The organism is Pseudomonas sp. B22(2017) (assembly GCF_002113105.1).
GTDB lineage: Bacteria > Pseudomonadota > Gammaproteobacteria > Pseudomonadales > Pseudomonadaceae > Aquipseudomonas > Aquipseudomonas asiatica.
In genome coordinates, this window is sequence record NZ_NEJN01000011.1 from 39,950 (window position 1) to 54,569 (window position 14,620).

The following is a 14,620-nucleotide window of genomic DNA, read 5'->3' on the forward strand; positions in this document are numbered from 1 at the left end:
TAATCCATGCACGACACCCACAACGAGCGTATGAGTGGCGGCGAAACCCGCGCCGCTGGCGGCCTGGCCCTGGTCTTTGCCTTTCGTATGCTGGGCATGTTCATGGTCTTGCCGGTGCTGGCCACCTACGGCATGGACCTGGCCGGTGCCACGCCTGCGCTGATCGGCCTGGCCATTGGTGCCTATGGCCTGACCCAGGCCGTATTGCAGATCCCGTTCGGGATCATTTCCGATCGCATCGGCCGCCGGCCTGTGATTTACCTGGGGCTGGTCATCTTTGCCCTGGGCAGTGTATTGGCGGCCCAGGCCGACTCCATCTGGGGTGTGATTGCCGGGCGTATCCTGCAGGGTGCCGGGGCGATTTCCGCTGCGGTCATGGCGCTGCTGTCCGACCTCACCCGCGAGCAGCATCGGACCAAGGCCATGGCCATGATCGGCATGAGCATCGGCCTTTCGTTTGCTGTCGCCATGGTCGTCGGCCCATTGCTGACTCGTGCCTTTGGCTTGTCAGGATTGTTCCTCGCCACGGCAGGACTTGCCCTGGTCGGCATCCTGCTGATCGCCTTTGTAGTGCCCAATACCCACAGCATCCTGCAGCACCGTGAGTCGGGTGTGGCGCGCCAGGCCATCGGCCCGACCCTGCGCCATCCGGACCTTCTGCGCCTGGATGTGGGCATCTTCATCCTCCACGCCATCCTCATGGCCAGCTTCGTCGCATTGCCACTGGCCTTTGTCGAGCGCGGCGGCCTGCCGAAGGAGCAGCACTGGTGGGTATACCTGACCGCGTTGTTCATCTCATTTTTTGCAATGGTCCCGTTCATCATCTATGGCGAAAAAAAGCGCAAGATGAAACGCGTGCTGGCCGGGGCGGTCAGTGTGTTGCTGCTGGTGGAGGTGTTCTTCTGGCAGTGGGCTGACGGTTTGCGCGGACTGGTGATCGGCACCGTGGTATTCTTTACTGCATTCAACCTGCTGGAGGCATCGCTGCCTTCGCTGGTGAGCAAGGTGTCGCCTGCAGGTGGCAAGGGGACGGCAATGGGGGTCTACTCCACCAGCCAGTTCCTCGGCGCTGCCCTGGGAGGAATCCTCGGTGGCTGGTTGTTCCAGCACGGCGGGCTGAACATGGTGTTCCTCGGTTGTGCGGTACTGTGTGCCATCTGGTTGGTCGTCGCCTTGCGCATGAACGAGCCGCCCTATGTGACCAGCCTGCGCATGCCGCTGACGCCAGAGGCAGTCCGGGAAGCCGGCCTGACCGAGCGCCTGATGGCTGTGCCAGGTGTGACCGACGCCGTCGTGGTGGCGGAAGAAGCCGCCATCTATATCAAACTGGATACGAAAATTTTGGACCGTACGACCCTCGAGCGCCTGGTAAACCCGGCCTCTTCGGCGTGCGAAGCCTAGGAGAACGTTATGGCCCGTGGGGTTAACAAAGTCATTCTGGTCGGCACCTGTGGCCAGGATCCCGAAGTCCGCTACCTGCCCAACGGTAACGCCGTGACCAACCTGAGCCTGGCTACCAGCGAGCAGTGGACCGACAAGCAGTCGGGCCAGAAGGTCGAGCGTACCGAGTGGCACCGTGTGTCGCTGTTCGGCAAGGTTGCCGAAATCGCCGGCGAATATCTGCGCAAAGGTTCGCAGTGCTACATCGAAGGCAAGCTGCAGACCCGCGAGTGGGAAAAAGACGGCATCAAGCGCTACACCACCGAGATCATCGTCGACATCAACGGCACCATGCAGCTGCTCGGCGGCCGCCCGCAGAGCCAGCAGCAGGGCGGTGACCCGTACAACCAGGGTGGTGGCAACTACGGTGGCGGCCAGCCGCAGCAGTACAACCAGGCCCCACGCCAGCAGGCCCCGCGCCCGCAACAGGCTCCTCAGCGCCCGGCCCCGCAGCAGCCAGCCCCGCAGCCGGCGGCTGACTTCGACAGCTTCGATGACGATATTCCGTTCTGATCAGAACGGTTAGGCGTCTGGCAAGACCAGAAACCCAGGGCAGTTGCCCTGGGTTTTTTTATGGGCGGTGCCGCGTACCTTTTTGTGGGCGGGCTTGCCCGAGAATGAATTGGTACCGACTGCCACTCCAATAGCGAGCCTGATCAATAGAACAACCGTGGCTCTGGCGAGTCCAGCAGGCTGACCAGCTTGGTCAGGGCAAAGCCCAACTCCTGACGGCTGGGGGCCATCAAGGCGATGCGCACGCCGCAGCTGGCGTGGCTGCGCTCTGGCAGGAACTGGCTGCCACTGACTACAGTGACGCCGTTGTTACGCGCCAGGTTGGCGAATTCATCGCTGGTCCACGGCTCGGGCAACTCCAGCCAGATGTGGAAGCTGTTGGGCTGGCTGCGGATCTTGTACTTGCCAAGGATCTCCTGGGCCATTTGCTGGCGCGCGGCAGCCTCTTCCTGTTGTTCTCGCACCAACTGGTCGGCCATGCCGCTGTTGATCAGGTTGCTGGCTAGTTGTGCCATCAACGGCGATGGCATCCAGACGCTGCTGCGTACCATCGACGATAGCCGCGAGAGGGTTTGCGGTGGGGCGTACAGGTAACCGATACGCAGCGCCGGCAGCACACTTTTGGACAGGCTGGTGAGATACACCGAACGTTCTGGCGCATACGCTGCCAGTGGCTGGTAATCCGGAGCGGGTTCAAGGAAGCCGTAGATATCGTCATCGACGATGAACAGGTCGAACTCGCGGGCGATCTCTGCGATGGCCTGGCGCCGTGCGTGGGGCATGATCGAGTTGGTGGGGTTCTGGTGGGTGGTGACACACACCAGCAGGGAAGGGCGATGCTCCAGGCAGGCCGCGCGCAATGCCTCGGGAATAAGGCCATGCTCGTCCATGGCCACGCCACGCAGGCGGCGGCCCATGCTGTGGGCCAGGGAGATGATGCCGGGATAGCAGAACGATTCACACAGCACCACATCGTCGCTGTTCGACAGGCTGCTGATGGCCACCAATAGTCCATGCTGGGCGCCAGAGGTCAGTACAACCTGTTGCCAGCGCGCATCAGGCAGCCAGCGCTGAATCCAGGCTGCACCTGCTTGTTTGTGGGAGGTGTGACCACCTTCTGTCACATAGTCGAGTACCTGTCCCAGGTCCGCAGAGGTGGCCAGCTCGCTGATGGCCGCACCCAGCCACTCACTCATGTGGGCGTCGTTGGGTTTGATGATCGAGAGATCGATCTGGCTGCTTTCGCCAGTAGCTGGTGTGTGCACCGACGGGGCGGATAACCGCTGTCGCAACTGCCTGACAAATGTGCCACGGCCTACCTCTCCAACCACCAGGCCGCGCTTGGCGGCTTCGTCGTAGGCTCTTCCAACTGTGCCGGGGGTTACATTCAGTGCCTCGGCAAGGTCTTTGAGGGTGGGCAAACGATCGCCTGCTGCAAGCCGACCGCTTTCGATGTCCTGTTCAAGGGCATTAGCGATCATCAGGTAAACCGGCTGGGTTTGATCGCCGTATTGAGGGACCCACATGGAAATGGCACCAGATTCTGCAATTGCGCGCAGCCTAACATGAAAGCCAAGATGCGGGTAATGATGGCAATCTTCGCCATTGAGTCGATTTAATTCGATATTGCATCGATTCAATTTTTGTAATTACAATCATCGCGCTGATTGGGACATGCACATTTGCGTTGTGTTTGGCAGAAAACTCCACTGGATGGACTTCGCTATGGAAATTCTGGGCGCTTTCTGGGCGGAACACTGGTTGCTGGCGGTGCTCATGCTTGGGGCTATCGCTTTCGTTGCCGGCTTCGTAGACAGCATTGCCGGTGGCGGCGGGTTGTTCCTGGTGCCGGGCTTTCTGCTGGTCGGCATGTCACCGCAGGTTGCCCTCGGCCAGGAAAAACTGGTCAGTACCCTTGGCACACTGGCAGCCATTCGCAACTTCCTGGCCAACAGCAAGATGGTCTGGCAGGTGGCGCTGGTCGGCGTGCCATTCTCGTTGCTCGGTGCCTACCTGGGAGCGCACCTGATCGTCTCGATCTCCCAGGAAGCCGTGGGCAAGATCATCCTGGCGCTGATCCCCTTCGGCATCCTCATCTTCCTCACCCCCAAGGACCGCTTGGTCGAGGAGCGCGAACTGTCATCGCGCATGCTCTTCACCGTGGTGCCGCTGACCTGCCTGGCCATCGGCTTCTACGACGGCTTCTTCGGCCCGGGTACCGGCAGCATGTTCATCATCGCGTTCCACTACCTGCTGCGCATGGACCTGGTCTCCAGTTCGGCCAATTCAAAAACCTTCAACTTCGCATCCAACATCGGCGCTTTGGTGGCCTTCGTCATTGCCGGCAAGGTCGTCTACCTGCTGGCGGTGCCGCTGGTGGCCTGCAACATCCTCGGCAACCACCTTGGCAGTGCACTGGCCCTGCGCAAGGGCAACGAAGTGGTGCGCAAGGCGCTGGTGTTCTCGATGCTCTGCCTGTTCACCAGCCTGGGCGTTAAGTACCTGGCCTGACCCTTCGATAGGAGACAACTGATGAAAACTGCATTCGTAACCGGCGCCTCCTCGGGCTTTGGCCGCGCCATCTGCCGTACCTTGATCGGCAAAGGCTACCGCGTGATCGGTGGCGCCCGGCGCATGGACAAGCTGCAAGCGCTGGCCGCCGAGCTGGGCGTCAATTTCATTCCGCTGGCGCTGGATGTCACCGACCCGGTGTCGCTCGAGAAGGCGGTCGAGCAGATTAGTGATGCGTCACTGCAGGTCGACCTGCTGGTCAATAATGCCGGGCTGGCGCTGGGCGTGGACCGTGCCCAGGCCAGTAGTGCGGAAAACTGGCAGCGGATGATCGACACCAACATCACTGGCCTGGCCATGGTCACCCACAGAATCCTGCCGCAGATGGTGGAAGCTGACAGCGGCATGATCATCAATATTGGCTCGATCGCCGGCACCTATCCCTACCCGGGCGGTAACGTGTATGGCGCCAGCAAGGCCTTCGTTCGCCAGTTCAGCCTCAACCTGCGCGCCGACCTGGCGGGCACCCGCGTGCGAGTGAGCAACATCGAGCCTGGGCTGTGCTCGGGGACCGATTTCTCGGTGGTGCGCCTGAACGGTGATCTGGATGCCGTGCAGGCGCTGTATCGGGACGTGGAGGCCATCCTGCCCGAGGACATCGCGGCCACGGTGGCCTGGATTGCCGAGCAGCCGGCGCATGTGAACATCAATACCATCGAGATCATGCCGGTGGCCCAGAGCAGTGCGGCGCTGAACGTGGTGCGCAACCTGCCGCCTTGCTGATCGGCCGGTGGTGGATGGCCGGGCGTTGCCGGTGTTCGCGGGCACGCCCGCTGCAACAGGAATAGCGCCCTGCTTCGGGCATGTGCAGTAACTGTGGGAGCGGGTTCACCCGCGAATCAGGCAACACAGCGCCTTCAGCTGACCCATGTCATCGCACCTTCTCGATTCTTGGCTAGTCTTAACTGTTGGCGGCCATCAATTGGCCGCCACCGTGACTACCAAGAGGCGCCGGCCATGTTCCGTGCGTCCACCACCTGATCAGGAGTGCACGATGGACCTGAACCGTCGGCAGTTCTTCAAGGTCGCCGCCGTCGGCCTTGGAGGCTCGAGCCTTGCGGCGTTGGGCATGGCCCCGACACCCGCATTCGCCGAGCAGGTGCGTCACTTCAAGCTGGCGCATACCAAGGAAACCCGTAACACCTGCCCTTACTGCTCGGTCGGCTGCGGCCTGATCATGTACAGCCAGGGCGATGCGGGCAAGAACGTCAAACAAAACATCATCCATATCGAAGGTGACGCCGACCACCCGGTCAACCGCGGCACCCTCTGCCCGAAAGGCGCTGGCCTGCTGGACTTCATCCACAGCCCGAGCCGCCTGCAGTACCCCGAGGTACGCAAGCCGGGCAGCAAGGAGTGGGTGCGGGTCAGCTGGGACGAGGCGCTCGATCGCGTTGCCGACCTGATGAAGCAGGACCGCGACGCCAACTTCATCGAAAAGAACGCCCAGGGGCAAACGGTCAATCGCTGGCTCACCACCGGCTTTCTTGCTGCTTCCGCCGCCTCCAGCGAGGCCGGCTACCTGACCCACAAGGTCATCCGCGCAACAGGCATGCTGGGGTTCGATAACCAGGCTCGTGTCTGACATGGCCCGACGGTGGCAAGTCTTGCCCCGACGTACGGCCGTGGCGCCATGACCAACCACTGGTCCGATATCGCCAATGCGAATCTGGTCCTGGTGATGGGTGGCAACGCAGCAGAAGCGCATCCGTGCGGCTTCAAGTGGGTGACCGAGGCCAAGGCGCACAACAAGGCGCGGCTGATCGTGGTCGACCCGCGGTTTACCCGTACCGCTTCGGTGGCCGACTACTACGCACCGATTCGTACCGGTACCGACATCGCCTTCATGGGCGGGTTGATCAATTACTTGCTGAGCAATGACAAGATCCAGCACGAGTACGTGCGCAACTACACCGATGTGTCGTTCATCGTCAAAGAGAACTATGGCTTCGAGGATGGCCTGTTCAGCGGGTACGACGAGGCCAAGCGCGTGTATTCCGACAAGTCCGGCTGGGGTTACGAGCTGGGTGAAGACGGCTTTGCCAAGGTCGACCCGACGCTGCAGCACCCGCGCTGCGTGTTCCAGCTGATGAAGCAGCACTACAGCCGCTATACACCGGAACTGGCAAGCATGACCTGTGGCATGCCGCAGGACGCCATGTTGAAGATCTGGGAAGAGATCGCCACCTGCTCGGTACCGGGCAAGACCATGACGATCCTCTATGCGCTTGGCTGGACGCAGCACTCGATCGGCGCACAGATCATCCGCAGTGCGGCCATGGTGCAGTTGCTGCTGGGCAACGTCGGCATGCCGGGTGGCGGGGTCAACGCCTTGCGCGGGCACTCCAATATCCAGGGCCTGACCGACCTCGGCCTGCTGTCCAACTCGTTGCCGGGTTACTTGACCCTGGCCGGCGATGCCGAGCAGGACTATGCCGCCTATATCGACAAGCGCGCCTCCAAGCCACTGCGTCCTGGCCAACTGTCGTACTGGCAGAACTACGGCAAGTTCCATGTCAGCCTGATGAAGGCGTGGTACGGCGCCAATGCCACGGCGGAGAACAACTGGGGCTACGACTGGCTGCCCAAGCTCGATGTGCCGGCCTACGACGTGCTGCGCATGTTCGAGATGATGGGCCAGGGCAAGGTAAACGGCTACATGTGCCAAGGTTTCAACCCGATTGCCGCGCTGCCGGACAAGAACCGTGTCACTGCCGCCCTGAGCAAACTCAAGTGGCTGGTGATCATGGACCCGCTGGCCACCGAGACCTCGGAGTTCTGGCGCAACGCCGGGCCGTTCAACGATGTCGATACGGCCAACATCCAGACCGAAGTGATCCGCCTGCCCACTACCTGCTTTGCCGAGGAAGACGGCTCGCTGGTCAACAGCAGCCGCTGGCTGCAGTGGCACTGGAAGGGCGCCGACGGCCCGGGCGAGACCCGCACCGACGTTCACATCATGAGCGAGCTGTTCCTGCGCCTGCGCCGACGCTACCAGGCCGAAGGCGGCGCCTATCCTGACGCGCTGATGAACATCAACTGGCCATACAAGGTCCCTGAAGAGCCATCCCCGGAGGAGCTGGCCAAGGAAATGAACGGCTGGGCGGTGACGGACGTCACCGATCCGACTGGCGCAGTGCTCAAGGCCGGCCAGCAACTGGCGGGCTTTGGCCAGCTCAAGGACGACGGCAGCACTGCGTCCGGTTGCTGGATCTTCTCCGGCAGCTGGACCGAGCAGGGTAACCAGATGGCTCGCCGTGACAACAGCGACCCGTACGGCATGCACCAAGTGCAGAACTGGGCCTGGGCCTGGCCGGCCAACCGCCGCATCCTCTACAACCGTGCCTCCAGCGACCCGCAAGGCAAGCCGTGGGACCCGGAGAAGAAGCGCCTGGTGTGGTGGAACGGCAAGGCCTGGACCGGGACCGATGTGCCCGACTTCAAGGTCGACTCGCCGCCCGAGGCGGGGATGAACCCGTTCATCATGAACCCCGAAGGCGTGGCGCGGTTCTTCGCCATCGACAAGATGGCCGAAGGCCCGTTCCCCGAGCACTACGAGCCGTTCGAGACGCCGATTGGCATCAACCCGCTGCACCCGCAGAACAAGAAGGCCACCAGTAACCCGGCCGGGCGGGTATTCGACTCGGTGTGGGACACCCTCGGCAAGCACGACGAGTTCCCGTACGCGGCGACCACGTACAGGCTGACCGAGCACTTCCACTTCTGGAGCAAGCATTGCCGGCTCAACGCCATTGCCCAGCCCGAGCAGTTCGTCGAAATCGGCGAGGTGCTGGCCAACGAGAAAGGTATCAAGGCCGGCGACCGGGTGCGGGTATCGAGCAAGCGCGGACACATCGATGCGGTGGCGGTAGTGACCAAGCGGATTCGCCCGCTCCAGGTCAATAACCAGACCGTGCACCAGATCGGCATCCCGCTGCACTGGGGCTTCACCGGGGCTACGCGGCATGGCTACCTGACCAACACCCTGGTGCCTTTCCTGGGTGACGGCAATACCCAGACGCCAGAGTCCAAGTCGTTCCTCGTCAAAGTGGAGAAACTCTGATGGCCAGCCAAGACATCATCGCCCGCTCGGCCACCACCACCGTACCGCCTTCGGTACGCCAGCAGCAGGAAGTCGCCAAGCTGATCGACACCACCAAGTGCATCGGCTGCAAGGCCTGCCAGGTGGCGTGTTCGGAGTGGAACGAACTGCGTGACGAGGTCGGCCACAACCACGGCACCTACGACAACCCCCAGGACCTCACTGCCGAGACCTGGACCCTGATGCGCTTTACCGAGCACGAGCGCGACGACGGCAACCTGGAGTGGCTGATTCGCAAGGATGGCTGCATGCACTGCGCCGAGCCAGGTTGCCTGAAGGCGTGCCCAAGCCCGGGAGCAATCATCAAGCACGCCAACGGCATCGTCGACTTCAACCAGGACCACTGCATCGGTTGTGGGTACTGCATCACCGGTTGCCCGTTCAATATCCCGCGTATTTCGCAGAAGGACCACAAGGCGTACAAGTGCACCCTGTGTTCCGACCGCGTAACCGTGGGCCTGGAGCCGGCCTGCGTGAAAACCTGCCCGACCGGGGCGATCGTGTTCGGCACGAAGGATGAGATGAAGGTGCATGCCGCCGAGCGCGTCGTCGACCTCAAGTCGCGGGGCTACGACAAGGCCGGGCTGTACGACCCGGACGGCGTCGGTGGCACCCACGTGATGTATGTGCTGCACCATGCCGACACACCGAAGCTGTACGCCGGCCTGCCGGACCAGCCGGTGATCAGCCCGCTGGTGGGGCTGTGGAAGGGCTTTACCAAGCCGCTGGCGCTGCTGGCCATGGGGGCTGCGGTGCTGGCCGGGTTCTTCCACTATGTGCGGGTAGGGCCACAGCGGGTGGAGGAGGACGAACACCCGGCACCTGCGGATGAAAGCGTGCACCAGGTGGACCCGTCGGTCCATGTCTATGATCCGACCAAGCCCGGTGGGCAAGGGGAGCAGCGACCATGAACGACAACAAACCCATCCTGCGCTACAACGCCAACGAGCGCAGCAATCACTGGGTCGTCGCGATCCTGTTCATCCTGGCTGGCCTGTCGGGGCTGGCGCTGTTCCATCCGGCGCTGTTCTGGCTCAGCAACCTGTTCGGCGGTGGGCCCTGGACACGCATCCTGCACCCCTTCCTCGGGGTGGCGATGTTCGTGTTCTTCCTCGGCCTGGTGCTGCGTTTCTGGCGCGCCAATTTCATCACTGCCAATGACCGACTGTGGCTGCGCCGGGTGGACCGGGTGATGCTCAACAAGGAGGAGGGTGTGCCACCGATCGGCAAGTACAACGCCGGGCAGAAGCTGTTGTTCTGGACCCTGCTGGTGTGCATGCTGGTTCTGCTGGTCAGCGGCGTGGTGATCTGGCGCGCATACTTCAGCCATTTGTTCGGCATCGAGGTCATTCGCCTGTCTGCGCTGCTCCACGCCCTGGCGGCGTTCGTGCTGATCCTCAGCATCATCGTGCACATCTACGCCGGTATCTGGATCAAGGGCTCGATCGGCGCCATGCTGCATGGCTGGGTCAGCCGCGCCTGGGCGCGCAAGCACCATGAGTTGTGGTACCGCGAAGTGACTGGTGACAAGACGCCGGGCAATCACGGACGAAAAGAAGGATGAGCGCTTGAGCACGATACTCGAACCCGGGCAGATCGAAGCGTCGGCAGTGATGCCGCCGTTTCTGCACCTGCCCCCCGCCAACCTGTTCGAACTGCGCGCCGCGCGTCTGGAGCAGCTGGCTGAGGGCAATGCCCTTGGCGAATACCTGAAGCTGGTGGCTCGTTTGTGCCGTATCCAGCAGCAGCTTGTGGATAACCCGCCCGCTGGCATGCCGGTGGCCGAGGAGCGTCAGCGCCTGTGCATAAGTCATGGTTTGCCGCCACTGGCGGCGGACAGCCTGGTGCGTGAAGGGCCTTGGCTGGTCTGGCTGCAGGCCTTGCTTGAGCACCTCGACGCGGACACCAGCGGTCCGTTGGGGGAGGCGCTGCAAACCCTGCGCAGCAGTGACGACCATCAACGCAAGGGTTGGGGCATCGCCTTGCTCGCCGGCCAGTACGACGCAGTGCCCGCAGCACTGGTGCCGTTCATTGGGGCGGCCTTGCAGGCGGCCTGGTCCAGCTGGTTGCTGGCGCTGCCCGCGCCAGAGCTCAAGCCCGCCGACAGCCTGGCCCAGTGCCCGGCCTGCGGTTCGCCGGCGATGGCCGGGGTGGTGCGCAACCGCGGCAAGCACAATGGCCTGCGCTACCTGGCTTGTTCGCTGTGTGCCTGCGAATGGCACGTGGTGCGGGTCAAATGCGTGTACTGCGAGTCGAGCAAGGACCTGCGCTATACCAGCCTTGACGATGACCGCCATGCGCCGGGCAAGGCGCCGCTACGGGCGGAGTGCTGCCCGGAGTGCGAGAGCTACCTGAAGCAGAACTACCTGGAAAACGACGCGGCGGCCGAGCCGCTGGCCGATGACCTGGCCAGCCTGGCACTGGACATTCGCCTGGACGAGGAGGGCTTCCATCGGTTGGCACCGAACCTGATGCTCGCACCCGGGTAATGGAGAGTGTCTACACTGTAAGACCGAGTCGCCTTCTTCGCGGGTAAACCCGCTCCCACAGGGCCCGCGCAGCTTTTGAGGCTTGCGCGGCCCTTGTAGGAGCGGGTTTACCCGCGAGAGGCCAGTACAGACAACGGATCAGTCCAAGGTAGTACCGCATGTCCTCCAGCCTAGCCAGCGACACCCCACGCCTGCCCTCCATCGACACCCTTTTGCGCCACCCAGCCTGCCTCCCGCTGATCGACCGCCACGGTCGCGACGCGGTCCTCGCCACCCTGCGGCAACTGCTCGACGACCTGCGCGACCCCGCCCGCACCGGCCAGCTCAGCACCGCCGAACTGGCCGCTGAAGTCCTGCTGGGCCGCACTGGCGAACGCTTGGCCACCCAGCAACGCAGCCAGGTCCGCCGAGTGTTCAACCTCACCGGCACCGTGTTGCACACCAACCTCGGCCGCGCACTGTTGCCAGAGGAGGCCATCGAGGCCATGCAGACCGCCGCCCGCTACCCGCTCAACCTTGAGTTCGACCTGGCCACCGGCAAGCGCGGCGACCGTGACGACCTGATCGAGGGCCTGATCCGCGAGCTGACAGGCGCCGAAGCCGTCACCGTGGTCAACAACAACGCCGCCGCCGTGCTGCTGGCGCTCAACAGCCTGGGTGCGCGCAAGGAGGGGATCATCTCCCGCGGTGAACTGATCGAGATCGGCGGTGCCTTCCGCATCCCCGACATCATGGCCCGCGCCGGCGTGAAGCTGCACGAAGTCGGCACCACCAACCGCACCCATGCCCGTGACTACGAGGCCGCCATCAGCCCGCGTACGGGCCTGCTGATGCGGGTGCATTGCAGCAACTACAGCATTCAGGGCTTCACTACCCAGGTGCCCACCGCCGAGCTGGCGCGTATCGCCCACCAACATGACTTGCCGTTGCTTGAAGACCTTGGCAGCGGCAGCCTGCTTGACCTTACCCGCTGGGGCCTGCCCGCCGAGCCTACTGTGCGTCAGGCCCTGGCTGACGGCGCCGATATCGTCACCTTCAGCGGCGACAAACTGCTGGGCGGGCCGCAAGCCGGAATCATCGTCGGGCGCAAGGAGCTGATCGCCAGAATCAAGAAGAACCCGCTCAAGCGCGCGCTGCGGGTCGACAAGATCACCCTTGCCGCACTCGAAGCGGTGCTGGCGTTGTACCGCAACCCCGACCGCCTGGCCGAGCGCCTGCCCAGCCTGCGCCTGCTGACCCGCAGTCAGGCCGAAATCCAGGCCCAGGCCGAGCGCCTGGCCCCTGAAATCAAAGCCCGCCTCGGCGAGCAATGGGCGGTCAGTGTGGAGCCGGCGTTGGGCATGATTGGCAGTGGCAGCCAACCGGTGGCCCGCCTGCCAAGCGCGGCATTGTGCCTGCGCCCGCAGGTGTCGAAGAAGTTGCGCGGGCGCAGCCTGCATGTACTGGAGCGCGCCTTGCGCGGTCTGCCCGTGCCAGTGCTCGGCCGAATCGACGATGACGCCCTGTGGCTGGACCTGCGCCAACTGGATGACGAGGCCCAGTGGCTGGCTCAGTTGCCCACCCTGCAATTGGGGCCGGTACAGTGATCGTTGGTACCGCCGGCCACATCGACCACGGCAAGACCGCACTGCTCCAGGCCCTGACCGGCCAGGCCGGTGACCAGCGCCAGGAGGAGCGCGCCCGTGGCATGACCATCGACCTTGGCTATCGCTATGCGGCGTTGACCGAGGGCGCAGCGCTGACCGGCTTCATCGACGTGCCCGGTCACGAGCGCTTTATCCACAACATGCTGGCCGGCGCCCATGGTATCGATCTGGTGCTGCTGGTAGTCGCGGCCGACGACGGGGTGATGCCTCAAACCCGCGAGCACCTGGCGATCATCGAGTTGCTGGGCATCCCACAAGCCGTGGTGGCGATCAGCAAATGCGACCGTGTAGAGCCGGCCCGCCTGGCCGAAGTGCAGGCACAGGTCAGCGAACTTCTCGCGCCGGGCCCATATGCCGGTGCGCGGCAGTTTCCGTTGTCCAGTGTGACCGGCGAAGGTATCGATGCCTTGCGCCAGGCCTTGCTGGCCGCGCAACAGCGCGTGTGCCAGCGCAGCGTGCGCGGCGGTTTCCGCCTGGCCGTCGACCGCGCCTTTGCCGTTACCGGTGCGGGTGTGGTGGTCACGGGCACGGCGCTGGCCGGGCGGGTCAGTGCCGGTGACACCTTGTTACTGGGCAAGGCCGGCAAACCGGTGCGGGTGCGTGGCCTGCATGCGCAGAACCAGGCCGCACTGGTGGCCGAAGCGGGCCAGCGGGTGGCACTGAACATTGCTGCCGAACGCCTGGCGGTGGAGCAGGTGCGCCGGGGGGACTGGCTGGTGCCCGAGTGGCTGCATGCGCCTAGCGTGCGGGTGGATGTCGAGTTGAACCTGTTGCCGGGCGAGACCCGTACCTTCGAGCATTTCAGCGCTGTGCACGTGCACCTGGGCACCCAGGATGTAACGGCCCGGGTAGCCTTGCTCGAGGGTGAAACCTTGGTGGCAGGCCAGCGCATGTTCGCCCAGTTGCTGCTCAACGCGCCGCTGCAGGCGGTACACGGCGACCGCTTGGTGCTGCGCGATCAGCGTGCCCAGCGCACACTGGGGGGCGGCAAGGTACTCGATCCGTTCGCGCCAAGCCGTCAGCGTCGCAGTGATGAGCGCCTGCGCCAATTGCAGGTGCTGCGTGATGCCGAGGACCTGGAGCAGGCCTTGCCGGCACTGCTTGCCAGCGCACCCGGGGGTATCGACCCGCAACGTCTGGAACGGCAGTTCAATCGCCTGCGCGAAACCTGGCAGTTGCCGGAAGATGTGCTGGTGGTGGCCACGCGGCAGGGCCAACTGCTGTTTGCCAGTGTCCGGTGGCAGGCGCTCAAGCGCCAGGTGCTGGAGCAGTTGGTGCGGTTCCATGAACAGGAGCCCGACCAGCTCGGCCCGGACCGCGACCGCCTGCGCCGCTTTGCTGCCTTGCCGCTGGAGCGGCCCGCTTTTGTCAGCCTGCTGGATGAGTTGCTCGAAGACGGCGCCATTGCCAGCAGCGGGCCTTGGCTGCACCTGCCCGATCACAAGGTGCAGTTGAGCGAAGCCGACAGTGCATTATGGGCGAGTCTGCAACCGAAGTTGCTGGCGGGGCAATACGATCCGCCTTGGGTCCGGACGCTGGCGAGCGAGGAAAATTGTGCCGAAGCCGATGTGCGCCTGTTGCTGCGCAAGCTGGCCCGGTTGGGCCTGGTGCACCAGGTGGTGCGCGACCTGTTCTACCCCGAGGCGACGCTACAGCGCATGGCAGAGCTGCTGCTGGGGCAGGCCAGTGAAACGCCGATAGTGCAGGTTGCCGCGTTTCGCGATATGTTGGGCATCGGTCGCAAGCGCAGTGTGCAGATTCTGGAGTACTTCGACCGCATCGGCCTGACCCGGAGGGTGGCCGATCAGCGTCACATTCGCGCCGACAGCGCCCTGGCCCAGCAGCAGGCCAGGCACTGA

General features: G+C 63.7%; 11 protein-coding genes. 10 read left to right on the forward strand and 1 reads right to left on the reverse strand.

What is annotated here, in order from left to right:
• The first annotated feature begins 6 nt into the window (after positions 1 to 6).
• A complete protein-coding gene (locus tag CAG18_RS20250; protein WP_061551338.1) occupies positions 7 to 1,401 on the forward strand; it encodes an MFS transporter in 1,395 nt (464 codons plus the stop codon).
• Between the two features lie 9 nt (positions 1,402 to 1,410).
• Positions 1,411 to 1,953, forward strand: a complete 543-nt coding sequence (locus CAG18_RS20255) for a single-stranded DNA-binding protein (RefSeq protein ID WP_085721415.1) — start codon at positions 1,411 to 1,413, stop codon at positions 1,951 to 1,953.
• A gap of 143 nt (positions 1,954 to 2,096) precedes the next feature.
• Here the strand turns inward: CAG18_RS20255 and CAG18_RS20260 are convergent, their stop codons facing one another.
• Positions 2,097 to 3,479 (reverse strand): PLP-dependent aminotransferase family protein, encoded by a 1,383-nt coding sequence (locus CAG18_RS20260; RefSeq protein WP_061303915.1) that lies wholly within the window; start codon positions 3,477 to 3,479, stop codon positions 2,097 to 2,099.
• A gap of 199 nt (positions 3,480 to 3,678) precedes the next feature.
• Between CAG18_RS20260 and CAG18_RS20265 the strand changes: the two genes are divergently transcribed.
• The 8 genes from CAG18_RS20265 to selB all read left to right on the forward strand — a co-directional run bounded on the left by CAG18_RS20265 (position 3,679) and on the right by selB (position 14,620).
• Positions 3,679 to 4,464, forward strand: coding sequence for a TSUP family transporter (locus tag CAG18_RS20265; protein ID WP_085721416.1), 786 nt, complete (start codon positions 3,679 to 3,681; stop codon positions 4,462 to 4,464).
• A gap of 21 nt (positions 4,465 to 4,485) precedes the next feature.
• The gene (locus CAG18_RS20270) at positions 4,486 to 5,247 is read left to right on the forward strand and encodes an SDR family NAD(P)-dependent oxidoreductase (protein ID WP_085721417.1); all 762 of its coding nucleotides are present in this window, start codon (positions 4,486 to 4,488) and stop codon (positions 5,245 to 5,247) included.
• A 271-nt stretch (positions 5,248 to 5,518) separates the two neighbouring features.
• Positions 5,519 to 8,587: a formate dehydrogenase-N subunit alpha gene (gene fdnG, locus CAG18_RS20280; RefSeq protein WP_137108957.1), complete on the forward strand. Its 3,069-nt coding sequence runs from the start codon at positions 5,519 to 5,521 to the stop codon at positions 8,585 to 8,587.
• Positions 8,587 to 9,537 carry a formate dehydrogenase subunit beta gene (gene fdxH, locus CAG18_RS20285; RefSeq protein ID WP_054572947.1) on the forward strand — a complete coding sequence of 317 codons (951 nt, stop codon included), beginning with the start codon at positions 8,587 to 8,589 and terminating at the stop codon, positions 9,535 to 9,537. The genes fdnG and fdxH overlap by 1 nt, the downstream gene beginning before the upstream one ends.
• A complete protein-coding gene (locus tag CAG18_RS20290; protein ID WP_013970651.1) occupies positions 9,534 to 10,190 on the forward strand; it encodes a formate dehydrogenase subunit gamma in 657 nt (218 codons plus the stop codon). The genes fdxH and CAG18_RS20290 overlap by 4 nt, the downstream gene beginning before the upstream one ends.
• A 4-nt stretch (positions 10,191 to 10,194) precedes the next feature.
• Positions 10,195 to 11,115, forward strand: coding sequence for a formate dehydrogenase accessory protein FdhE (fdhE, locus tag CAG18_RS20295; protein WP_085721418.1), 921 nt, complete (start codon positions 10,195 to 10,197; stop codon positions 11,113 to 11,115).
• Positions 11,116 to 11,273: 158 nt separating this feature from the next.
• Entirely contained in the window at positions 11,274 to 12,701 is a 1,428-nt protein-coding gene (gene selA, locus CAG18_RS20300; protein WP_085721419.1) for an L-seryl-tRNA(Sec) selenium transferase, read from the forward strand.
• Complete coding sequence (gene selB, locus CAG18_RS20305; protein WP_085721420.1) at positions 12,698 to 14,620, forward strand: selenocysteine-specific translation elongation factor; 1,923 nt, start codon at positions 12,698 to 12,700, stop codon at positions 14,618 to 14,620. Before selA ends, selB begins: the two co-directional genes overlap by 4 nt.

Excerpts from the sequence above, each read along its gene's own strand:
- CAG18_RS20250 (WP_061551338.1), top strand. The coding sequence starts at position 7 with ATGCACGACACCCACAACGAGCGTATGAGTGGCGGCGAAACCCGCGCC.
- CAG18_RS20255 (WP_085721415.1), top strand. The coding sequence starts at position 1,411 with ATGGCCCGTGGGGTTAACAAAGTCATTCTGGTCGGCACCTGTGGCCAG.
- CAG18_RS20260 (WP_061303915.1), bottom strand. The coding sequence starts at position 3,479 with ATGTGGGTCCCTCAATACGGCGATCAAACCCAGCCGGTTTACCTGATG.
- CAG18_RS20265 (WP_085721416.1), top strand. The coding sequence starts at position 3,679 with ATGGAAATTCTGGGCGCTTTCTGGGCGGAACACTGGTTGCTGGCGGTG.
- CAG18_RS20270 (WP_085721417.1), top strand. The coding sequence starts at position 4,486 with ATGAAAACTGCATTCGTAACCGGCGCCTCCTCGGGCTTTGGCCGCGCC.
- fdxH (WP_054572947.1), top strand. The coding sequence starts at position 8,587 with ATGGCCAGCCAAGACATCATCGCCCGCTCGGCCACCACCACCGTACCG.
- CAG18_RS20290 (WP_013970651.1), top strand. The coding sequence starts at position 9,534 with ATGAACGACAACAAACCCATCCTGCGCTACAACGCCAACGAGCGCAGC.
- selA (WP_085721419.1), top strand. The coding sequence starts at position 11,274 with ATGTCCTCCAGCCTAGCCAGCGACACCCCACGCCTGCCCTCCATCGAC.